This is a genomic window from Roseateles oligotrophus (assembly GCF_014204525.1).
GTDB lineage: Bacteria > Pseudomonadota > Gammaproteobacteria > Burkholderiales > Burkholderiaceae_C > Paucibacter_A > Paucibacter_A oligotrophus_A.
Window position 1 is genome coordinate 12942 of record NZ_JACHLP010000006.1, and the last position, 22376, is coordinate 35317.

General features: G+C 63.9%; 16 protein-coding genes and 2 tRNA genes. 13 read left to right on the top strand and 5 right to left on the bottom strand.

All coding sequences use genetic code 11. From position 1 onward, the window contains the following. Positions 1-11: 11 nt before the first annotated feature. The 11 genes from rpsK (at position 12) to HNP55_RS14890 (ending at position 10599) form a co-directional block, all read left to right on the top strand. The gene (gene rpsK, locus HNP55_RS14840; protein WP_058721926.1) at positions 12-416 is read left to right on the top strand and encodes a 30S ribosomal protein S11; all 405 of its coding nucleotides are present in this window, start codon (positions 12-14) and stop codon (positions 414-416) included. A 264-nt stretch (positions 417-680) separates the two neighbouring features. Next, positions 681-1304: a 30S ribosomal protein S4 gene (rpsD, locus tag HNP55_RS14845; protein ID WP_184300850.1), complete on the top strand. Its 624-nt coding sequence runs from the start codon at positions 681-683 to the stop codon at positions 1302-1304. 151 nt (positions 1305-1455) lie between these two features. Then, positions 1456-2445 carry a DNA-directed RNA polymerase subunit alpha gene (locus HNP55_RS14850; RefSeq protein ID WP_124448780.1) on the top strand — a complete coding sequence of 330 codons (990 nt, stop codon included), beginning with the start codon at positions 1456-1458 and terminating at the stop codon, positions 2443-2445. Between the two features lie 142 nt (positions 2446-2587). Then, positions 2588-2977: a 50S ribosomal protein L17 gene (gene rplQ / locus HNP55_RS14855; RefSeq protein ID WP_184300853.1), complete on the top strand. Its 390-nt coding sequence runs from the start codon at positions 2588-2590 to the stop codon at positions 2975-2977. A gap of 234 nt (positions 2978-3211) precedes the next feature. Then, on the top strand, positions 3212-5095 hold the full coding sequence (dsbD, locus tag HNP55_RS14860) for a protein-disulfide reductase DsbD (RefSeq protein ID WP_184300856.1): 1884 nt from the start codon (positions 3212-3214) through the stop codon (positions 5093-5095). Between the two features lie 38 nt (positions 5096-5133). Next, positions 5134-5210 (top strand) — tRNA-Met (locus tag HNP55_RS14865). A 51-nt stretch (positions 5211-5261) separates the two neighbouring features. Continuing rightward, positions 5262-5338, top strand: a tRNA-Met gene (locus HNP55_RS14870). Between the two features lie 294 nt (positions 5339-5632). Further along, complete coding sequence (locus HNP55_RS14875) at positions 5633-6664, top strand: ABC transporter substrate-binding protein (protein WP_184300859.1); 1032 nt, start codon at positions 5633-5635, stop codon at positions 6662-6664. Between the two features lie 14 nt (positions 6665-6678). Beyond that, entirely contained in the window at positions 6679-8160 is a 1482-nt protein-coding gene (locus tag HNP55_RS14880) for a sensor histidine kinase (protein WP_184300862.1), read from the top strand. Continuing rightward, a complete protein-coding gene (locus HNP55_RS14885; protein ID WP_184300865.1) occupies positions 8135-8581 on the top strand; it encodes a response regulator in 447 nt (148 codons plus the stop codon). Before HNP55_RS14880 ends, HNP55_RS14885 begins: the two co-directional genes overlap by 26 nt. Next, a complete protein-coding gene (locus HNP55_RS14890) occupies positions 8578-10599 on the top strand; it encodes a response regulator (protein WP_184300868.1) in 2022 nt (673 codons plus the stop codon). Before HNP55_RS14885 ends, HNP55_RS14890 begins: the two co-directional genes overlap by 4 nt. A 16-nt stretch (positions 10600-10615) precedes the next feature. On the opposite strand, the gene HNP55_RS14895 is transcribed toward HNP55_RS14890, so the two are convergent. The 5 genes from HNP55_RS14895 to HNP55_RS14915 form a co-directional block, all read right to left on the bottom strand. Continuing rightward, positions 10616-11986, bottom strand: a complete 1371-nt coding sequence (locus HNP55_RS14895; protein ID WP_184300871.1) for a Gfo/Idh/MocA family protein — start codon at positions 11984-11986, stop codon at positions 10616-10618. A 168-nt stretch (positions 11987-12154) separates the two neighbouring features. Then, entirely contained in the window at positions 12155-12733 is a 579-nt protein-coding gene (locus tag HNP55_RS14900; protein WP_184300874.1) for a PEP-CTERM sorting domain-containing protein, read from the bottom strand. A gap of 37 nt (positions 12734-12770) precedes the next feature. After that, on the bottom strand, positions 12771-13970 hold the full coding sequence (locus tag HNP55_RS14905; RefSeq protein WP_348648711.1) for a DUF3472 domain-containing protein: 1200 nt from the start codon (positions 13968-13970) through the stop codon (positions 12771-12773). A 417-nt stretch (positions 13971-14387) separates the two neighbouring features. Next, on the bottom strand, positions 14388-17351 hold the full coding sequence (locus HNP55_RS14910) for a TonB-dependent receptor plug domain-containing protein (RefSeq protein WP_184300880.1): 2964 nt from the start codon (positions 17349-17351) through the stop codon (positions 14388-14390). 38 nt (positions 17352-17389) lie between these two features. After that, positions 17390-20818, bottom strand: coding sequence for a TIM-barrel domain-containing protein (locus HNP55_RS14915; RefSeq protein WP_184300883.1), 3429 nt, complete (start codon positions 20816-20818; stop codon positions 17390-17392). 3 nt (positions 20819-20821) lie between these two features. On the opposite strand from HNP55_RS14915, the gene HNP55_RS14920 reads away from it, so the two are divergent. Further along, positions 20822-21157 carry a hypothetical protein gene (locus HNP55_RS14920; RefSeq protein WP_184300886.1) on the top strand — a complete coding sequence of 112 codons (336 nt, stop codon included), beginning with the start codon at positions 20822-20824 and terminating at the stop codon, positions 21155-21157. A 41-nt stretch (positions 21158-21198) separates the two neighbouring features. Beyond that, on the top strand, positions 21199-22206 hold the full coding sequence (locus HNP55_RS14925; protein ID WP_184300889.1) for a substrate-binding domain-containing protein: 1008 nt from the start codon (positions 21199-21201) through the stop codon (positions 22204-22206). Positions 22207-22376: the final 170 nt, after the last annotated feature.

Below are 22376 nucleotides of genomic sequence, written 5' to 3' on the forward strand. Positions count from 1 at the left end.
AGAAGGTCAAGATGGCAAAAGCACCCAATAACTCGGCTGCGCAGCGCGTTCGCAAGAAGGTTCGCAAGAACGTCGCCGACGGCATTGCACACGTTCACGCGTCGTTCAATAACACGATCATCACGATCACCGATCGCCAAGGCGGCGCTCTGTCCTGGGCTTCCAGCGGCGGACAAGGCTTCAAGGGCTCGCGCAAGTCGACGCCTTTTGCTGCGCAGGTCGCTGCTGAAGTGGCCGGCCGTGCCGCTCAAGATCAGGGTATCAAGAACCTGGACGTCAAGATCAAGGGCCCCGGCCCGGGTCGTGAGTCCTCGGTCCGCGCCCTGGGCGCACTGGGCATCCGGATCAACTCGATCTCCGATGTGACGCCCGTGCCGCACAACGGCTGCCGTCCGCAAAAGCGTCGTCGTATCTAAGGGCCTTGTCCCTTTGATGCGAAAGATGCGATAATCGCTGTTTTTCCCGCGCCGGCGGGCACGCAAGTGCCGCGCCGGCCGTTTCGTTGAAGCTTTGTTGCTCTGTTTGAGCTGTGATCAGTTTTTTGGGGTCACGGATCCGCAGATCGCTGAGTTTTTAAGACCACCGTCCGAGCCGATAAAAACACAGGCCGGACTCGCGTATTTCTTGCCAGCTTTTCAAGGCCAGGCGGGAGTGCGTCAGATTGAACAAGGACACGCAAAGTGGCACGTTATCTCGGCCCCAAGGCCAAACTTTCCCGCCGTGAAGGCACCGATCTGTTCCTGAAGAGCGCTCGTCGCCCGATCAGCGACAAGGCCAAGTTCGACTCCAAGCCCGGCCAGCACGGCCGCACCTCGGGTCAGCGCACCTCCGACTTCGGTCTGCAACTGCGTGAAAAGCAGAAGGTCAAGCGCATGTACGGCGTGTTGGAGCGTCAGTTCCGTCGCTACTTCGCTGAAGCCGAGCGCCGCAAGGGCTCGACCGGCAGCAACTTGCTGTCGCTGCTGGAATCGCGTCTGGACAACGTCGTCTATCGCATGGGCTTCGGTTCGACCCGTGCTGAAGCACGCCAGCTCGTGTCGCACAAGGGCATCACCGTGAACGGTGAAGTCGTCAACATCGCTTCTTACTCGGTCAAGGCCGGCGACACCGTTGCCGTTCGTGAAAAGGCCAAGAAGCAGCTGCGCGTCACCGAAGCACTGAAGCTGGCCGAGTCTATCGGCCTGCCGGCTTGGGTTGCAGTTGACGCCACCAAGCTGGAAGGTGTGTTCAAGAAGGCACCCGACCGTGATGAGTTCGGTGCTGAGATCAACGAATCGCTGATCGTTGAGTTGTACTCGCGTTAATCGTTTCGCTGTTGCCGGCGGCGCCCAAAAACGAAAGTTCAAGGGCTCTGTCGGCGTTCCCTCGTCTGGGCTAGGCCACCCTGCGGCTCTGCCCGGTTGGTCCCTCAGCCTTATCGGTGTAACGAACCGAGGGTATTGAAAGAAAGACCTCATGCAAACCAATCTGCTCAAACCCAAATCCATCAATGTGGAGCCCCTCGGCGGTCATCGCGCGAAGGTAACGCTGGAACCGTTCGAACGCGGCTATGGTCACACGCTGGGCAATGCCCTGCGCCGTGTGCTGCTGTCTTCGATGGTGGGTTATGCGCCGACGGAAGTGACCATTGCCGGCGTCTTGCACGAGTACTCGGCCATCGATGGCGTGCAAGAAGACGTGGTTCACATCATGTTGAATCTCAAGGGCGTGGTGTTCCGTCTGCACAATCGTGAAGAAGTGACCCTGGTCCTGCGCAAGGAAGGTGAAGGCCCGGTGACGGCTGCCGACATCCAGACGCCGCATGACGTCGAGATCATCAACCCCGAGCACGTCATCGCCCATCTGTCGCAAGGCGGCAAGCTGGACATGCAGATCAAGGTTGAAAAGGGCCGTGGCTATGTGCCCGGCACGATGCGCCGCTACGGCGATGAGCCGACCAAGTCGATTGGCCGCATCGTTCTGGACGCCTCCTTCTCGCCCGTGCGTCGCGTCAGCTACGCCGTCGAGAACGCCCGCGTTGAGCAGCGTACCGATCTGGACAAGCTGGTCATGGAAATCGAAACCAACGGCGCTATTTCGCCCGAGGAAGCGATCCGTGCTTCGGCCAAGATCCTGGTTGAACAACTGGCCGTGTTTGCACAGCTGCAAGGTACCGACCTGGTCGATGCCTTCGACCAGCCCGCACAACGCTCTAGCAGCTTCGACCCGATCCTGCTGCGTCCTGTGGATGAGCTTGAGTTGACCGTTAGGTCGGCCAACTGCCTGAAGGCAGAGAACATCTATTACATCGGCGACCTGATCCAGCGTACCGAGACCGAGCTGCTGAAGACCCCGAATCTGGGTCGCAAGTCGCTCAATGAAATCAAGGAAGTGCTGGCTTCGCGCGGCCTGACTCTGGGCGCACGCCTGGAAAACTGGCCTCCGCAAGGTTTGGACAAGCGTTGATCGTTCAACGTCTGTTCCTGCATTGAATTTGTAGTGAAGAAGTAAGAGAAGAAAGTGGATCAGGCCCTGACAAGCCTGATCCGGTGCACCCGGCAGTACCTGATACGGCTGCTGGCGATTAATCAAGGAAAGGATAAGCACCATGCGTCACCGTAACGGCCTCCGTAAGCTCAACCGCACGAGCGAGCACCGCAAAGCAATGTTGCGCAATATGTGCAACTCGCTGCTGCAACACGAAGCCATCAAGACCACGCTGCCCAAGGCCAAGGAACTGCGCCGCGTTGTCGAGCCCCTGATCACCCTGGCCAAGGAACCCACGCTGGCAAACCGCCGCCTGGCTTTCGACCGTCTGCGCGATCGCGATATGGTCACCAAGCTCTTTAACGAGCTGGGCCCCCGTTTCAAGGCTCGTCCCGGCGGCTACACCCGCATCCTGAAGATGGGCTTCCGTGTTGGCGACAACGCGCCCATGGCCTATGTTGAACTGGTGGATCGCGCCGAAGGCGAGACCGAAGGCGTTGCCGCCGAATAAGAAATAGAACTCTGAGGTCGACAGCTCATGCTGCAGGCCGGATGGGTTGATATGAAAGGCCAGCGTTTCGCTGGCCTTTTTTTTTGCTCGCTTGGCTCTCGGTCCAATAATTTGGGCGAGCGGCGCAAGGGCGATAACTTTGTGCACGTCAAAACTGGGCGGAATCCGTTTAAGCTCTCGGCCCAAACCTCACGCCTATAGCTCCACGCCTGTTTCTAGCGCAGAGCCCGCTCCATGACTCTCCAATTTCACAAGTTCAAGACGCTGGCCCTGATGGGCATTTTGGGCCTTCTGCCCCTATTGGGTTTGGCCGGCTGGGCCCAGGCCGACGATTTCTTGGAGCCCGAGCAGGCCTTCAAGCTGAGCGTCAAGGCGCTGGACGGTCACAAGGTCGCCATCAATTTCGAGATTGCGCCTGGCTACTATATGTACCGCGAGCAGTTCAAGCTCGAGGCCACCGGCGCCACCATGGGGGAGCCTGCGCTGCCCGCGGGCAAGACCAAGTTCGACGAGACCTTTCAGAAGACCGTCGAGGTCTATCGTGAGGCTTTGAATGTGCCGGTACCGGTGACCCAGGCCAATGGCAAGTTCAAGCTGGCGGTGACGGGCCAGGGCTGTGCCGACAAGGGCTTGTGCTATCCGCCGATGACCGCGCATTTCGAACTCAGCCTGGCCGATTTTGGCGGCGATGGTCAGGTCAAGCGGATCGAGGGCGGTGATGCCATTACCGGCGCGTTGAGCTCAGCAGCGGAGCAAAGCACTCCCCCGGCAACGCCCGAGCCCGCTGCGAAGGCAGATGGCAATCAAACCCTGCCTGCATCCGAATCCAGTCGACTCGATGCAGCCCTGCAATCGGGCCGCTTCTGGACGGTTGTGGGGGTGTTCTTTGTCGCCGGCCTGCTGTTGTCGCTGACGCCTTGCGTGCTGCCCATGTTGCCCATTCTGTCCTCCATCATCGTGGGATCGGGGGGCAAGACGACGCGCAGCCGCGGGCTGCTCCTGGCCATCAGCTACTCCCTGGGCATGGCCCTGGTCTATACCGCCCTGGGCGTGGCGGCCGGCCTGGCCGGTGAAGGCCTGGCCGCCACGCTGCAAAAGCCTTGGGTGCTGGCCGCCTTCGCGGCGGCCTTGGTGCTGTTCTCCTTGTCCATGTTCGGCGCCTACGAGTTGCAACTTCCTGCCGGTCTGACGGGAGGCTTGTCGCAAGCCTCGCAGCGCCTGCCCGCCGGCCGATTCTTCGGCGTGTTTGTGATGGGCGGCGTGTCCGCCTTGATTGTCAGCCCTTGCGTGGCCGCGCCCCTGGCCGGCGCCCTGCTATACCTGAGCCAAACCCGCGATGTGCTGCTGGGCGGTAGTGCGCTGTTTGCCCTGGCTTGCGGTATGAGCGTGCCCTTACTTTTGCTGGGTGCCTCGGCGGGCAGCTTGCTGCCCCGTGCCGGCGCCTGGATGGACGGCGTCAAGCATTTCTTCGGCATGCTTTTGCTGGCCGTGGCCCTGTGGACCGTGCAGCCCGTGTTGGCACCCGCGTTGGCGCAAGCCCTGTGGGGGGCATTGCTGATCGGCAGCTCGGCCATGCTGGGCATCTTCCAGCCCGCCCATGCGGTCCATCGCCCGCGCACCTGGTTGCGCAAGACGGTGGCGGTGATCGCCATGGTTTACGGCCTGCTGCAGTTGGTGGGCGCCGCTGCGGGTGGCACTGATACCCTCAAGCCTCTGGCCGGCCTGGGCCGGGTGGAGGCCAAGACCTTGGCGGCAGGTGGCGAGTTGCGCTTCCAAAAGGTCCACAGCGTGGCCGAGCTGGACGAGGCCGTGGCCAAGGCCGGCCGTCCGGTGATGCTGGATTTTTATGCCGACTGGTGCGTGTCCTGCAAGGAGATGGAGCGCTTCACCTTCAGTGACCCGGCCGTGCGCCAGCGCCTGGCCGGCACCTTGCTGCTGAAGGCCGATGTGACGGCCAATAGTCCGGCCGACCGCGAGCTGCTCAAGCGTTTCAAGCTCTTCGGCCCGCCCGGCATCATTTTCTTTGACGCCCAGGGCCAGGAACAGGCGGGCGTGCGCGTGATTGGCTTCCAGAATGCCGAACACTTTCTTTCTTCACTAAATGCGGCCGGCATCTAATGCTTTGCATAAAAGTGCGCTATACTGCTAGCTTCAGTCGCGGGGTGGAGCAGTCTGGTAGCTCGTTGGGCTCATAACCCAAAGGTCGTAGGTTCAAATCCTGCCCCCGCAACCAAAATTCAATCAAGCCGATGGACCAGAAAGTCGGCTTGTGTCAACGATCAGTCGCGGGGTGGAGCAGTCTGGTAGCTCGTTGGGCTCATAACCCAAAGGTCGTAGGTTCAAATCCTGCCCCCGCAACCAAGCAATGTCCGCGCAAAACGCCAACCGTGAGGTTGGCGTTTTGCTTTGTGCGCTTTGAAAAGATCTAAAACCGGCGCGATTCAGTCAAGTGGAGCATTCACCTAATCTTTGCTCCGCTCGGCTTGCCCGCCCCGCGCCTTGTTGATAACGTCGAAGCTACACGCACTCGATGATCCTGTGATGTGTACCGAGCACCTCCCTCCTCGGGCTGCGGCCACATGATTTCGCTGTCTTTCGTTCGCATCTGGCATTGCTGTAGGAGTGCATGCTGTGGGAACTCCGGCAAGAAACGCGGTGAGCAAGACGTGGCTTCGCACGGTGTGGCCGCGGCGATTGCTGCTTGCCGGTTTGGGTCTGGCGCTCGCCTTGGGCCTGGTCTTGGGTTATTCGGCCTGGCGGAAGCCCTCGCCGGCGCTGCCCTTGGAGCGGCTCAGCATCGCGGTTCCGAACACGCCTCATGCGACGTTGCTTCATCTGGCCCGTGCCAGAGGCTTCTTCGCCGCTGCCGGACTGGAGATCCAAACGGTGCAGGTCACGCATGGCAAGCTGGCGCTTGAGCAACTGGTTCGAGGCGGGGTCGATCTGGCGGCGGCGGCCGAGCTGCCCTTTGTGATTCAGGTCATGAAGGGTCAGCCCCTGGCGATGCTGGCCGCCATCTCCAGCTCCAGCAACGATATGGCGGTGGTGGCCAGGCGTGACCGGCGTATCCAGGGGCCAGCCGATCTGGTCGGCAAGCGGATTGGGCTAACCCTGGGGACCAGCGGAGAGTATTTCCTGTCGGCCTTTCTGACCCGCTATCAGCTGGAGCCAGGCGCCATGCATCTGGTCGATCTGCCGCCCGACAGGCTTGTTCAAAACCTGGTCACGGGCGAACTCGATGCGATCGCTGCCTGGCAGCCGTCCCGCGCACTCGCTCAGCAAGCCTTGAACAGCAATGGTTTGAGCCTGCTGGAGCCCAATGCCTACACCTCGACCTATGTTTTGGCGGGCGGTAAGGCTTTGCTGCAGCAGCGGCCGCGGGCGATGGAAAAGCTGATGCGGGCGCTCTTGCTGGCCGAGGAGTTTTTGCGGGAGCAGCCTGCGCAAGCGCGGCTCTTGGTGGCGCAGCAACTAGGGGTCGAGCCCGCCACGCTGGAGCTGGGCTGGCGGGAGCAGGTGTTCCGTGTGGATCTCTTGCAGCCTCAGCTGATCACGCTGGAGGACGAGGCTCGCTGGGCGCAGGCCAAGGGCTATGCCGAGCCCCAGCCGCAGCCCAATTTCCTCGCCCACCTGTATCTCGATGCCTTGCTGGCCGTTGAGCCCGAGCGTGTCACCGTGGTCCATTGATCGCCTTGCCCGCTATGCAAATCAGCACCAAGGTCAAACTCGCCACCACGGTCGCGCTGCTGACCGTTGGGGCGATTGCCCTGATGATCTGGCGCGCGGACATCGAGGTTGACGAGGCGCAGGCGCAGCGGCACCAGGTCGGCGAGATCTCGCATGCGCTGAGCGATCTTCGCCTGGTGACCTTCGAATACATCTTGCATAGGCAGGAGCGCGCCCGCCAGCAAGAGGCCCAAGTCGCGCAAAGGCTGGCGCGCTCATTGGAGGTGGCGTCTTTTCCCTCCACCGAAGCTGCCGAATGCCTGGCCGCCTTGCGCAAGCGCAGCGAGACCACGCACCAGCTGTTTGCCGAGTTAGGCCCCGCGCGGCAGGATTTGCAGGATGGTTTGGTGGGCAGTGACTTGACCCGCCGCTTCGAGGCTCAGTTGGCCAGCCGCCTGCTGATCGGGCAGCAGGAGAGCGTGATGGACGCCATGCGCCTGGGCGACTTTGCCACCGAACGTATCAACCAGGCGCAGGAACGCGTTGTGCTGGTCATCGCCATCGGCCTCAGCCTGCTGGCCGGCCTGGCCCTGGCGGCGGCCTGGCTGATCAGCCGCGGCCTGCTGCTGCCCTTGAGCCAATTGGAGCAGGCCACACGCGAGGTGGCCGAAGGCAATTGGGACTACCAGTTGAAGATCTCCGCTCACAACGAAGTCGGTCGCATGGCGGCCTATTTCGATGCGATGACCCGGGCCTTGCGGGAGTCGTTTGGGCGGGTCGAACGCAGCAACCACGAGCTGGCCGCCTTGAACCGGGAGATGGAGGCCTTCAGCTATTCGGTCTCGCATGATTTGCGCGGGCCTTTGCGCAGCATGGACGGCTTCTCGCTGGCCCTACTGGAGGATTACGGCGAAAAATTTGACGCCGAGGGTCGCGACTATCTGCAGCGCATACGCGCGGCCAGCCAGCGCATGGGCCGTTTGATCGACGAACTGCTGGGCCTGTCGCGGGTGACGCGTGCCGAGTTGTCGCTGCGCAAGGTCAGCCTGAGCGAGATCGCGCAGGAGATCGCCGACTCGCTGAGTCAGCAGGAGCCGCAGCGTCAGGTGCGCTGGGAAATCGAAGACGGCATCTGCCTGCATGCCGACAGGGCCTTGATTCAGATCGCCATGCAGAACCTGCTGCAGAACGCCTGGAAGTTCACCGGCAAGGCCGCGCAAGCCCTCATCCGGGTGGGCGTGCGGCAGCAGGCCGAGGGCATGGTCTGCTATGTGGCCGACAACGGCGTGGGCTTCGACATGAATTATGCGGACCGGCTCTTTGGTGCCTTCCAGCGCCTGCATCACGAGAACGACTTTGCCGGCACCGGCATCGGGCTGGCCATCGTCCAGCGCATTTTTGCCCGCCATGGCGGCCGGATCTGGGCCCAGGCCCGTCCCGGGCTTGGCGCCACGTTCTTTTTCACCCTAACGACTGCCGTGGACGCACACAATGGACAAGAACATCTTGCTGGTTGAAGACAACCCCGATGACGTGGCCCTGACCCTGCGCGCTTTCAAGCGCAGCCATTTGTTCAATCCGGTGGTAGTGGCCCGCGATGGGGTGGAGGCCTTGGATTTTCTGCTTGCCCGGGGCGAGCATGCCGGCAGGGCCGAGGCGCCTCTACCCACCCTGGTCATCCTGGACCTTAAGCTGCCCAAGCTGGACGGGCTCGGTGTCTTGAAGGCGATCCGCGCGGACCCGCGCACCCAGCTGCTGCCGGTGGTGATTCTGACCTCGTCCAAGGAGGAGCAGGATCTGCTGTCCGGCTATTCCCTGGGGGCCAATAGTTATGTGCGCAAGCCGGTGGACTTCACCGAGTTTGTCGAGGCGGTCAAGGTCTTGGGCATTTACTGGATGGCGATCAACCAGCAGCCCGAACGAGGAGGACTGCTGTGAGCCGCGACCTCAAAATATTGCTGGTGGAGGACAGCGAGGACGATGCGCGCCTGTCCATCCTGGCCTTGCGCCGGGGCGGGTTTGCCCCGCGTTTTCGGCGTGTGCAAGATGCATCGGGCTTGCGTGCCGCCCTGGAACTGGAGCGCTGGGACGCCTTGCTGGCCGATTTCAGCATGCCGCATTTCAGCGGGATCGAAGCGCTGAATATTTTCCGCACCGCGGACCTGGACATCCCCTTCATCTTTGTTTCCGGCCTCATCGGTGAGGAAACCGCGGTCGCCGCGATGAAGGCAGGCGCGAGCGACTATGTGATGAAGCAGAACCTGACCCGCCTGGCGCCCGCCATGGAGCGCGAGCTCGAACAGGCCGCGATACGCGCCAAGCATCGCCAGGCCTTGAATGATCTCAAGCTGTCGCGCGACCGCTATATGGACCTCTATAACTTCGCGCCGGTTGGTTACCTAACGCTGGATCAAGACGGCTGCATTGCCCAGCTGAACCTGACCTGCGCCACCTTGCTGGGTAATCGGCGCGAACGCCTGAGAGGCGCGCAGTTTGCCGAATTTGTGGCGCCCGCCAGCCGGGCCCAATGGGCGACGCAGTTCGCGCAAGTGCTGGGGCGGGGCGAGCGCCTGCGGCTTGAGCTGCAGCTGCTGGTGGACGGCGGCAGCATGTTTTACGCGCAGTTGGACTGCGTGCATGTGACGGCGGCTCAGGGCAAATCCATGGTGCGGGCCGTCATGACCGATATCTCGGCGCGCAAGGAGACCGAGGCCGAGTTGCAGCGCTACGAACAGCAGCTGCGCCAGGTGCAGAAAATGGAATCCATAGGCACGCTTGCCGGTGGCATCGCGCACGACTTCAACAACATCCTGGGCTCCATGCTGGGCAATATCGAGCTGGCAAGGCTGGAGCTGGCGATGGAGCCGCCAACGTCGCCCCTGCCAAGCACCGCCGCACCGGAGCCGGCCTGGAACGGGCGCCGCAAGCAGTCCTTGCAGTATCTGGAGGAGATCCACAAGTCCGGGGTGCGGGCCCGTGATCTGGTGCGCCAGATCCTGACCTTCAGCCGGCACGAGCCCCAGCATCTGGCGACCCAGGCCCTGCACCTTGTGGTGGAAGAAACATACCGGATGCTGCGCGCCACCGTCCCGGCCGGGGTGGAGATCCATCTGGCACTCCAGGACCGCGCCCTGTTTGTGCACGCCGATGCCACCCAGCTGCAGCAGGTGCTGATGAATTTGTGCACCAATGCCTGGCACGCGCTGCGCGAGGGCAGTGGCTTGATCAAGATTGGCCTGGCGCGCGCCTTGCTCAGCGATGCCGATGCCAAACGCTTGAATCTCGCGGCGTCGGGGCCTTACGCCCATCTCTGGGTCGAGGACAACGGCCAAGGCATGGAGGCCGCTGTGCGGGAGCGAATCTTCGAGCCCTTCTTCACCACCAAACCGGTGGGCAAGGGGACGGGCTTGGGCCTGGCCGTCGCGCATGGCATCGCCATTGCGCACAAGGGGGCGATCACGGTGGACAGCGCACCGGGCCAGGGCAGCACCTTCCATCTCTATCTGCCTGGGGTTGAACAAAAGCTCAGCCTGCCCATCGCGGCCGAGGCGCCGGAGAGCTCGCGTGGCCATGGCGAGCATGTGATCTATGTCGATGACGACGAGACCATGATTCTGATGGTCGAGCGCATGCTGGAGCGCGCGGGTTTCCGCGTCAGTGTCTTTCAGGACGCCTTGCGAGCGATTGCCACCGTGCGTGAGCATCCCAACGACTTCGATTTCGTTGTCACCGACTTCAATATGCCCGATTGTTCCGGGCTGGATCTGGCCCAGGAAATGGCGCGCATCCGGCCCGATATGCCGGTGGTGATCAGCTCGGGCTTCATCACCGACGAACTGCGCCAGCATGCCAAGGACTCGGGCGTGCGCGAGCTGCTGGAAAAGCAAAACACCTCGCAGGAGCTGGGCAAGCTGGTCAGCAGCATCCTGTCCCGCGAGCCGGGCCGCAAGACCTGATGCGCCCCGGGCTGACTCAGTACTTGTCCCCGAAGGCGAAGATGGGCTTGCGGCTCTTCCACAGGCCTTCGGTGAAGTCGGGGAAGGGCAGGGTCTTGAAGCCCTCGGCGATGGACTGCTCCGACAGCGGCGTGATGGCGCTCCAGGCCACGGCGTCGTAGACGTCGATGGGCATGGGGGCCTCGGCCTTCAAGGCCTCGACAAAGGCGTGGATGACGAAATAGTCCATGCCGCCATGGCCGGCGCCCTCCGCTGCCGAGGCGTATTTCTTCCACAAGGGGTGGTCGAATTTGTCCTGATAGCGCTTGAAGTCCTCCCATTCGTGGGGCTTGCTGAGGCCCTCGATATGCACCGAGTGGTTCAGGTCCATCCACAGCCCGTCCGTGCCCTGCACCCGGAAGCCCAGGGAGTAAGGCCGGGGCAGCGAGGTGTCGTGCTGCAGCAGAATGGTCTCGCCGTTCTCGCAGGCCAGGGTGGTGGTGACCACATCGCCCAGCTTGTACTTCAGCTTGGCATTGGGGTGGTCCTTGGCGCTCATCTTCCTGCCCACATAGTCCTGCAGGCCGCGTGCCTTGCTGGCGAAGGCATTGATGTGGGTGAAGCGATTGCCGCGGTGGATATTGGTGAACATCGCGCAGGGGCCGATGCCATGGCTGGGGTAGAGCTCGCCATTGCGCTGCACCGAATGCTCGGTGCGCCAGCGGGCTTCCGACCAGGCCTTGTCGCCGATCTCCACGCCGCCGCCGTAAGGCTTGCTCGGATCGCCCGAGTTGAACTTCACCGCGCGCAGATCATGCTGGTAGCCGCCTTGCAGATGGACCAGCTCACCGAACAGGCCGGCCCGCACCATCTGCAGCACGGCCATCACATCGCGGCGGTAGCAGACGTTCTCCAGCAGCATATAAGGCGTGCCGCTGCGCTGCTGAGTGCGCAGCACATCCCAGTGGTCTTGCAGGGTGATGCCGGCCACCACCTCGCAGCCCACCGCCACCTTGGCATTCATCGCGTCGATCGCCATGGGCGCATGCAGCTCCCAGGGGGTGGCGATGATGACGCCGTCCAGGCCTTTTTGCTCCAGCAGCTTGCGGTAGGCCAGCTTGTCGCCGGACTGGCCATAGCTTTGCGGCCTGGGCTTGTCGGCTTTTTCGGTCATGGCCAGGGCCCGGCCCAGCATGATGGGCTCGATATCGCACAGGGCCACCACCTCGACGTCCTCGCGGCGCAGCAGCTCGCGTAGCAAGACCTGACCCCGCATGCCCGTGCCTATCAGGCCCAGGCGCAGGCGGTCGCGGCCGGCCGCGAGGGCGGGGCGGCTCAGGCCCCCGGCCGTCAGCGATGCAAGCGTGCCCAGCGCGGCACCGGAGGAAAGAAAGCTTCTACGTTTCATCATCTCGATTCAAAAGTACAAGTCCGGTGGACTTGGGTTGGCGTCTGGCGAACGCGGGGGCTGAGCCGCCGAGGGCGGACGCAAGCAGGAGCTGGCCTTGCGTCCGGCCCTGGATTCTCAGCCCTGGACTGCGCCCGCGAAAGAGCATTCGCCCACGAGCGTGCGCGCTCAGTCCTTGCGTGCCTGGCGTTGCTGCAAGCCCAGGAGCAGCAACAGGCCCAGGCCCATCAAACCGTAGCTGGCGGGCTCGGGCACGGCGGCGGCATAGTCCAGGTGGAGATGGCCGGACTTCCAGATGCCGTCGGGGGTCAGGCCGTCCGCGGCGGCCTCGCTGAACTCCAGGCGCAGCACGCCGTCGGTGCCGACCCTGAAGTCCAGGCCCTGCGCCGTCCAACTGGACTGCCCGCTGAACTGCGCGCTTCCCGATTGATCGCTGCCCAGGCCGGGTGTGAAGAGCACGCCGGGGCCGGACGCGTCCGAGCCCGAGAAGCTCAGCTGCATCTCGGACAGCCAGCTCGGGGCCAGCGCCTGCAGCGTCACATCCCAGCTCAGGCCCGTCACATGGCTGCCGGCGCCGATATTGAAGCTCAGCACGGTGTTGGCGCTGGAGCCCAGCAGGTCCCGGCTGGCGATGCCCGTGACGTCGACCACCAGGCTGTCGGCCCGGGCGCTGGCGCTGGCCATGGCCAGGAGTAAGGCCAGGCCGCCAAGCAGTGCGCCGGTGCGTGTGTTCGGAATAGCTTTCATATTGACCTCAGAAAAGCAGGAGTTGTGTGGGGCCGGCTCAGGGCAGGGTGTTCAGATCCAGCGCGGGCCTGCGGCCGGTCAGTGGGCGTATGAAGTTCTGGCGCGCGGGCACGGTTTCGTTGAAGAAGCCACCCATGCGCAAGAAGAACTGCCCGCTGCCAGCATCCAGGCCGCCGGCAAAGTCCAGGCGTTGCTTGTTGTCGCCGGTGGGGTCGGTGTCGTACCAGGCCTTGTTGAGCTCGGTCCAGACGCCGCTGCTGCTGACCGCCCATTGCTGGCCAAACAGCGCGCGGCGGCCCAGATAGCCCTTGTCCACATTGAAGTTCTCCACAAAGGAGTAGACGCCCTTCATCCAGGTCGTGGTGTTCTCCCGGTGCCAGGTGGCGATGAAGTGCCAGCGGCCGTCTTCCGGCGCGAAGAACCAGGCGGAGTAGTTGGTGGCGCCCAGGCCATCGGGCCGCACGCGGGTGATGAATTTATAGGTATTGCCCGCCACCCAGGGGTAGACCAGATGGGACTGCCCGCCCGTGCCTTCCCCGCCAAAATTGTTGACGATGACATTGGGGCCCTTGCTGAGCAGACGGGTGGCACCGGTGGCAGGATCCCAGACCGAGAACAGCACCCAGCGCTCATCCGGCGCAACGACCTGGATGCCCATATAGCTTTCGGAGTTGCCATTGCTCATGAAGTAGGAGCCCAGCGCATCCTCGCCCTGCGGCACGGTCAGCTCGCTGTAGAAGTACTCGGTATTGGCCGGCACATTGAAGCCCAGATGCACCGAAGGCCCGCGCCGCGACCAGTAGAAATTGCTGGGGTCATTGGCGAAGACCAGGCCCGGCGTGGCCGTGCCGTTCAAGACGATGTCGCTCAGGGTGCCGAACTGCGGGCCGGTCCGGTTGATGCCTTGCACATCGATGCGTACATAGCCCGGGGCGGCGACGTCCACCGTGGCCAGGCTGCTGAACTGTTTGGCGCCCGAGTTCATCCGGATCGTGAAGCTCTTGCCCAATGCCGTGACCTTCACATCGCTGATGCTGCCCGGAGGCGGGCTGCCGCGCAGCGTGATATTGAACTTGCCGGCTTGAGCCACGCGCACATAGCTGCTGATGACGGTCTGCGGGTCGCTCCAGTCCATCAAGCCCCGGGCATCGTCAATCCACTCCGGTGCGTCGGCCCCGGCGCGGGTGATGAAGGCATTGCCCGAGAGGGCGACGACGGGCGCAGTGGCCTTGGTCACTGCTGCTGCTGCTGCAGGTGCAGCTTGTGCACCGCTGATGCTCAAAAGGCATAACGAACCGCTTAGGGTCAAGCCCCAGGCAAGGCGTTTGAGCTGGAGTCGAAATTGAAAATCATGCATGACTATCTCCTTCCTTTTCCTTGACAAGCCTCGGGCAACCCCGGCGGGCATGAGGCGATGAGGGCTTGGGGAAACCGGGCCCCGGTACAGATTCAGAGCAGTTGTTGGGCATTGGCGCAAATCGAGGAGTCGCATGACGCTGTTGGTGCTTGTGACACCGGAGCTTGTGCTTGAACTTGACCAGGGTCTGGACTGCAGTTTGAAACTGCGAGCACGGCCAGATTCAGACGAACGAAAGGTTTTGCAGGAGGGGGCTTGAAAGCGCCCCTCATGCGCTGGATACAAGAGGCTTGTGGCTTACCAGAACTTGTAGCTTGCCGACAAGCTGTAGCTGCGGCCGAACAGGTTCTGGCTGTGGTCATAGCCCTCCCAGCCGTTCGGGTCGTAGTAGGGCTTGCGGTTGAGCAGGTTTTTGATGTTCAGGCCCAGGTCGAGGTGCTTCATCGGCTTCCAGTTGAAGCCGAGGTTGACCGTGTAGTAGGCCGGCACGCCGCCGCACAGATTGGCCGGCAAGGCCACATCGGCCGCCGTGCAGGTCTCGGGGTTGTTGTTTTCCTCGTCGGCCTTGTCATTCGCCCATTTGGTCTTGCCGGTGTAGTTGACGAACAGATTGCTGACAAGATTGCCGTAGCTCCAGTCGGCATTCAGCGTTGCGCGCAGCTTGGGCGAGCCGTGATAGCCCACATAGTTGTGGGTGAAGCCCTCGCCGTCCTCGTAGTTGTAGATCTCCCGCTTGCGGATGGACAGGGTGGCGCCCAGGCCCAGCTTGCCCCACTCGCCCAGCGAATGCTTGCTGCGCGCGTCGATGTCGAAGCCATCGACCAGGGTGCGGCCGCGGTTGAGGTAGCTGGTCCGCAGGCCGGCGATATTGCCCACCGAATAGCCCGGTAGCACGGCCGGGCAGATGCCGGCATTGGCCGGGTTGGCGCACATCGCGGCCAGTGCGGCGAGGTTGCCGCGGTCGCTGTCGGAGACGGGGAAGCGCGTGACCTGGGCGGCACCGCTCAGCGTCGGGCCGTAGATTTCCGCCAGCTTGCGCAGCAGCTCGCTGGGGTCCTGGCGGATGATCTCGTCGCGGCGGTAGATGAACCAGTAGTCCAGCGACAGGCTCACGTCCTTCCAGGGTTCGAACACCAGGCCCAGGGTGGAGATCTTGGCCGTCTCGGGTGTGAGCTTGGGGTTGGGGGGCGTCAGGCCGCCGATGGTGCGGTTGCAGTCGGAGTTGCTCAGGGTCTTGCCGAGGTCCACATCGGTAGCCGTCTTGGATCGCTTGAGCAGGTCTGCGATGGCATTGGTTTCGTCGCAGCGCAGCTTGTCCTGGATGCCGCCGAACTGGGCGTAGATGCCGCCCTGGCCGGCCTCCGCCAAGCTGGGCGCACGGAAGCCCTCGGAGTAGGTGCCGCGCAGCAGCAGCTCGGGGAGGGCGCGCCACTTCAGGCCGAGCTTGGGCGCCAGATTGGCCTTGAAGTCGGGGTATTTGTCCAGGCGTGCGGCGGCGTTCAGTTCCAGCGTCCTGGTGATGGGCACGATGGTTTCGCCGAACAGGGCGGCCACGGTGCGTTTGCCGTCAAACCAGGAGCCGCCCTGCTGGGTGATGAGTCCGTTGGCAGCGTCGGCATTGCCCGGCGTGTAAAAGCTCTCGTGCTGCAGGTTCACACCGAAGGCGGCGCGCACCTCGCCGCCGGGCAGCCGGCCCAGTGCGCCCTCGACCTTGGCGTCCCAGCTGACGAGCTGGGTCCAGGACTGGATGTCGAAAGTCGGGTAGGCCTCGCGGATCAGGGCCGCATTGGCCTCGTTGATGACGCCGAACTGGTAGGCCGGCTTGTCGGCGATATAGCTGCGGCCCGTGACCGGGTCCTTGGTGAAGGGGCCGAAGGCCTTCTCGAAGCCCTTCAGATTGACATTGATGGTCTGGTACAGCGTGGAGTGGCTGCCGGCCACGCTGAGTGCGCTCTCGAAGTCCCAGTCGCCGAAGAGGCTGCCACGCACGCCGGCCAGGGCGCGGTAGTTGTCATCGGTATTGCGCTGGCCGAAGTGGTCGCCGGCGTCCTGCAGCAGATAGCTCAGGCCGGCCGCACCGCCCATTTGGGCGGCCATGTCGGCGTCCAGATTCGCCTTCACATAGACGTTGTTGGGCCCGAGGAAGGGAATCTTGAAGGTGTTCAGCGTCGCGCCGGTGTTGCGCGAGTACCAGCTCGACGGGTTGCCGGTGGTGGAGCTGAAACTGCGCGGGCCGTTCTTGCCGCGCATATCGATATGGGTGTAGGTGAGCTCGGCAAAGCCCTCCCAGTCGCCGCCCAGTTTCAGGCGGCCATTCAGATAACCGGTGCTGCGCGTGGAGCTGGGGCCGGTGTCCAGCGCATAAGGCAGGGTGTTCCAGACGCAGCTCGTGCCGCCCGAGGTGGGGATGGCGCTGGTGCAGCCGGCCACGGCGCGGCGCGTGATCGCATTCTTGTTGGCCGCGTCGATGACGAACAGCGTGCCCGGGTTCAGCACGGCCGGCTCGCTGCCGACGCCGATGCGCATATTGGTGATGTAGTTCGGGTTGTTGGCGTAAAACTGCTCGGGCCGCTTGTCATAGGTGTCGGCCAGGGAGATGCGGTCGCGCTTGTAGTGGTTGAGCGAGCCGTAGACGCTCCAGCCATCGCGCGCCAGATCACCCTTGCCGAACAGCAGGCTGGCCTGGTGTTCGCCGTAGGACTTCAGCTGGGACGAGCGGTCTGTGCTGGCGCGCAGCTCCAGGCCCTCGTAGCCCTTTTTGGTGATGACGTTGATGACGCCGGCCACCGCGTCCGAGCCATAGACGGCCGAGGCGCCGTCGGTCAGCACCTCCATGCGCTCGATGGCGGCGGTCGGAATGGCGTCGATGTTGACGAACATGGTCTGGAAGCCCATGGGCGCGCCATAGTAGGACAGGCGGCGGCCGTTCAGCAGCACCAGCGTGCCCTGTGCACCCAGGCCGCGCAGATTGGCCGAGGAGGCGCCGTCGGAGCCGGTGAACATGGAGCGGAAGTCCTGCTGCTGGGCCGGGCGGGCCGCGGGCAGGTTGTCCAGCACCTGCAGCAGGGTGCGCGCGCCCATGTTCTCGATCTGCTTGGCGTCAATGATCTGCACCGGCGAGGCCGTCTCCGCATTGATGCGCTTGATGCTGGAGCCGGTGACTTCCACCCGGTCCAGCTTCTCGGCCTCGGCCGCATGGATGCCGCTGCTCAGGCCCGCCAGCGTCAGCAGGGTGGCCAGCTTGTTCAGTTTTCTTTTCATCGCGTTGATCTCCTGTTGGGGGAAGTTTTTTGGGGGACTTAGCGTTGGCGGCTGGGACTCAGGCGAGCACCCATAGCGCCCAGCAGCGAGGCATTGGCCCAGTTGCCGCAGGCAGCGCTGGCCCGGCCGGGGCCGGCACCCAGGCTGCGCAGCTCCAGCAATTGCAGGCCGCGCACATCGAGCTCGGGTTTGACGACGGCCGGGGCTTGCACCAGGCCGCTGCTGTAGAGCAGGCGGCCATCGCCCCAGACCTGGAACTCCATGCCGCGCTTGTCGCCGCGGCAGCTGTCGTCGATGCCCACATCGGCGCGGAAGCGGCTCCAGCCACCGCTCAGCTGCAGCATTAGCTTGGCGCCGGGCTTGCTGCCCAGGCCTTTGCGGAACTGCAGGCCGTTCATGCGCATTTCGGCTTGGGATCCGGGGCCGGCGCTGGCCGGCCTGTCCTTGGCAAAGCCGGCGGGCAGGGCGGGCAGGTCGGAGAGGTAGTGCTGCTGCTCTTCGGCCTGGGCCGGCTGGCGCTGCTCCAGCACGCGGAACTCGCTCAGCACGATGGGCGGCACCTCGGCCGGTGTGAAGGCGTTGAAGGCCTTGGCCACCGGGGCCTCATCGCCCTTCTCGCCCTTTTGATTGGCCGTGACCATGGGGTCTTGCGCCGCTGCGTCAGCTTCTTCGTCGGGCTTGTGCACACTCAGCACGCGGAAGCGCAGCAGGCGGCCGGCCGCGGCCTTGAAGGCGATCTGCTGCAAGCCCTGCTGCAGCTTGAGTTGGCCGCGATGCACGGGCGCGCCCCAGTCGCCCATATTGTCGGCAAGAAAGATCTCGTAATCGCGGATCTGGCCGTGCTTCCAGTGCTGGTCATTGCGCGGCGCCAGCTCGATGCCATCGATCATGCGGCGCTCGCCCAGGCCCAGCACCCATTCATGCGGCCCGGTCTTCTGGGCCTGGTTGCGGCTGCTGCGGAACCAGGTGTCGGGCTTGCCGTCGAAGGCGTTCTCCAGCGGATGGCCGGGCTCTTCTGCCGGGCGGGCAACAACCAGCAGGCTGTCCGCCGCCACCTCGCGGCCCAGCAGCGGCGCGGCCGGGAAGCCCGCGCCCTCGGCCAGCACCGCGTCGGCCGCGATGCGGATCACAAAAGACAGGGCTTGGCGGATGTCCTGCTTGGCGATCTTCACCTGCACCGTGCCGTAGCGGTCCGCCGCATCAAAGAACCAGCCGCTCTCGGCCGCGGCGAAAGCCGCTGAATCTTTCAGTTCTGACAGGACCTGGCCCCCCAACTCCACCGCCTGCGGCCGCGTACGGGCATGCACTTGCAGGGCATAGCTGCGCCTGGTCTCCTGGCCGGCATAACTTCCATTCACGGCAGCAATCTCCACCCGCACATCGCCCGCGCCCTGGGCGGGCGCCTGCATGCGGATCTCCTGCTGGCTGAATTCCCCCTCCTTGTAGCGGCGGCTGCTGCCGTCGTCCTCGTAAAGCGTGTACTGCGATATGCCGCTGGGGTAGAGGTCCAGGGTCAGCGTGTCCTTGGGCTTCTCGCCGTCGTACAGCACCTCGGGGTACAGGGGCAGGATGGCGCCGGCGCGCACAAACACCGGCAGCTTGTCCAGCGTCACCTGCAGATCCAGGCGCTGGCCGTCCTTGCCGGCGCGCAGCTGGCGGCCGTCCCAGTAGTCGAACCACAGGCCCTCGGGCAGATGGATGTCCTTGCGCCAGCCCTGGCTGGCCGCCTGGCTGCGGTAGACCGGGGCCACCAGCAGATCGCGGCCCAGCAGGAACTGGTATTTGTGCGCCTCGCTCAGGGCGCTGGCGTCGCCGGCGTGGTCCCACATCAGGCCGCGCACCAGGGGCGCGCCGCTTTGCTCGGCCTCGCGTGCCAGTCCGTACATATACGGTGTCAGGCGCAGCTTCAGCTTCAGGTATTTGCGGTTGATGCTGCGATAGGGCTCCTCATAAGCCCAGGGGTGTTTGCGCGCCTGCGCCGCCCAGCCGGACATGCCCATCAGCACGGGGGTGAACGTCTTCCACTGCAGATCGCGGGTGAAGGTCTCGGGGCTGCCGCCGAAGATGGCGTCCACATCGCCGGTGGCATAGGCCTGGCCCGACAGGCCCGAACCTATCAGGGTGGGGATGTGCCAGCGGATGTAGTCCCAGCTGCTGCTCTGGTCGCCCGTCCAGGTCACGGCATAGCGCTGGGTGCCGGCCCAGCCCATCACGGTCCACAAAAAGGGGCGGGCGTCGGAGTTGTCCAGAATGCCCTGGTAGGCGGCCTGGTTGGCGTCCAGCGAGTGCTGGTAGCCCGCGCCCGTCCAGGCCACGTCCAGCTTTTGCGCGCGGCTGCCGGCCGTGCCGACCTCCCACTTGATCTTGTCGACGCCGTTCTCGGTCCACAGCCCGGTCTTGAAGCCGTACTTGGCCAGGCCTTGCACCACCTCGGGCAGATTCGTGTAGCCGCAGCCATAGCCGTCATTGGGCAGGATCCAGCCGCCGGGCATATCGTGCTCGCGGTACTTCTTGGCCACGGACTCGATCACATCGGGCGTCTTGCCCGTCGGGCCGTCGCTCCAGTCCGGCGGCACGGTGCCGGGCTTCTTGGCGTTATCGCCATCGTTGTAGCAGTCGGCGTCGCCGTACTCATAGGCCCAGCGCGGCAGCAGGCGGGCGCGGCCGGTCAGCAAGGTGTAGCCGGCCAGCACCTCGCGTATCGTGGGGCCCACAAAGTAGTAGGCGTCGAAGCGGCCCTCCTGGTGGGCCAGGGTGATCTGGCGCTCGTCGCGCAAGTCGTAGCTGCCGTCGGCCCAGCTATTGCGCAAGACGCCCCAGCCGCGCGAGCTCATCAAAAAGGGCGCGGGGCTGGGCCGGTCGCCTTCCTCCCAGCCGCCGGAGTAGGACACCTCCAGCTGCTTGCCCTTGAACTCGAAGGCACCGTTCTGCTGGCCGCCGCCGAAGAAGCGCTCGGCCTTGTCGCTGGCCAGGGTCTGCACGCTGAGCTTGGCCGTCAGGTCCAGGCCCTGGGTCTCTTGCCACAGGGGCTGGCGGTTGTCGGCCCTGTAAAGCTCGAAGCGCAGCGGCTTTTTGTAGATGCGCAGGGCGAATTCCTCGGTGCGCAGCAGGTGGTGGTCGCCCGCATCGCTCATCTGGTGATCCACCCAGCCGCTGGGCTCCTGCTCCACGATGGCGGCGGCCTTGTTGCCGGGCTCGCTGAGCTTGCCCTTGGCGCCGGCCCAGATGCGGAACATGGACTTGTTCAGCAAGCGGATGCGTATCAGGGTCTGCGCATCGCTGCGCAGCTCCCACTGGGGCGAGGCCGCCGGCTTGCCCGGGCTGGCCGCCTCGCCCACGGCCTTGAGTTCGCGCAGATTGCCCACGGCCGCCGCCTGGGCCGTGCCGCCGCTCAGGGCCAGGCTGCCCGCCAGGAGCAGCAGGCTCCCCAAACCCAGCGGCCGGCCTTGCTTGCGTTTCTTGCTCATGTCTTGAAGTCCTCTCCAGTCCGGGCCGGACGCATGGCGCGCGCCGGCCCTGCTTGTCTGGGTTTGTGTCGCCGGAATTTCTTTCGTTTCTCGGCGATTACAGAAAATATCTTTCGATTTAGCCGATTTACGAGCGAAATCAAGGAGATTCATGCTTGTTTTACGAAAATTCATTGTGCATACGAAACAAAGAAAAAAGTATTTAGTGAAAACACTGAGAGAAAAAATCAAAAGAATGGAAAACGAAAGTTCGCTTGTCTTTCGTTGCCTTGTGTTGTTAGACTTGCCCTCGCTGAAGTCATTTCATTTCCCGAGAGCAAGCCCTGGCTGTGCTTTTGAACCGAATGCGCGAGCTAAAAACACCCAAGAGGAGACATGCGATGCGGCGCTTTTTCATCAAGACAGCGGTTTCGGCTTCCCTGGCGGCCGGCCTGGGCGCTTGGCTGGGCCTGGCGGCCACGCCGGCCTGGGCGGCCCCCGAGATCAAGATCGGCTTTGTGATCAAGCAGGCGGAGGAGGCCTGGTTCCAGGACGAGTGGCGCTTTGCCGAGGCCGCTGCCAAAGAGCATGGCTTCAAGCTGATCAAGATCGCCGCGCCCGATGGCGACCGCCTGCTGGCCGCCATCGACAATCTGGCCGCTCAGCGCGCCCAGGGCCTGGTGGTCTGCGTGCCCGATGTGAAGCTGGGCCCGGCCCTGGTGGCGCGGGCCCGCCAGGCGGGGCTCAAGCTGCTGACGGTGGACGACCGCCTCGTCAACGGCGCCGGCCAGGTGATGGAACAAGTGCCTTATGTGGGCGTGTCGGCCCGCGCCATCGGCGAGCAGGTCGGCCAGGCCTTGCTGGCCGAGATCAAGAAGCGCGGCTGGGCGCTGAAGGATGTGGCCGCCCTGCGCGTCAGCTACGACCAACTCGCCACCGCCAAGGAACGCACCGATGGCGCCAGCGCCGTGCTGAGCCAGGCCGGCCTGCCGGCCGCGCAGATCTTCAGCGCGCCCGCGCCCAAGGCCGATGTGGAGAACGCCTTCAACGCCAGCGCCATCGTGTTGACGCAAAAGCCCCAGTTCAAGCACTGGATCGCCTTTGGCCCTAACGACGAGTTGGTGCTGGGGGCGGTGCGGGCCGCCGAGGGCAAGGGCTTGCGTGCCGCCAATTTTGTCGGCGTTGGCATCGGCGGCAGCACGGCGGCGGCGAATGAGTTCGCCAAGGCCGAGCCCACCGGCTTCGTCGCCACCGTGATGCTGAGCCCGCGCCGCCATGGCTATGACACGGCCCTGGCCATGTACCGCTGGATCAAGGACGGCCAGGCCCCCGCGCCGCTGACGCTGACCAGCGGCGAGGTGGCGGAGCGCAGCAATCTGCAGCAGGTGCGCGCCCGCCTGGGCCTTTGACTATGGGCATCCAAAGCCCCTGGCGGCGCCCGGCGTTCGCGGAGAAGCATGGAATTCAATTTCAACCACAGAGACACAGAGACACAGAGGTCATTCAATTGAGTTCCTTGCATTCCTCTGTGTTTTTCTCTGTGTCTCCGTGTCTCTGTGGTCGTCTTTCGGAGTTTTGT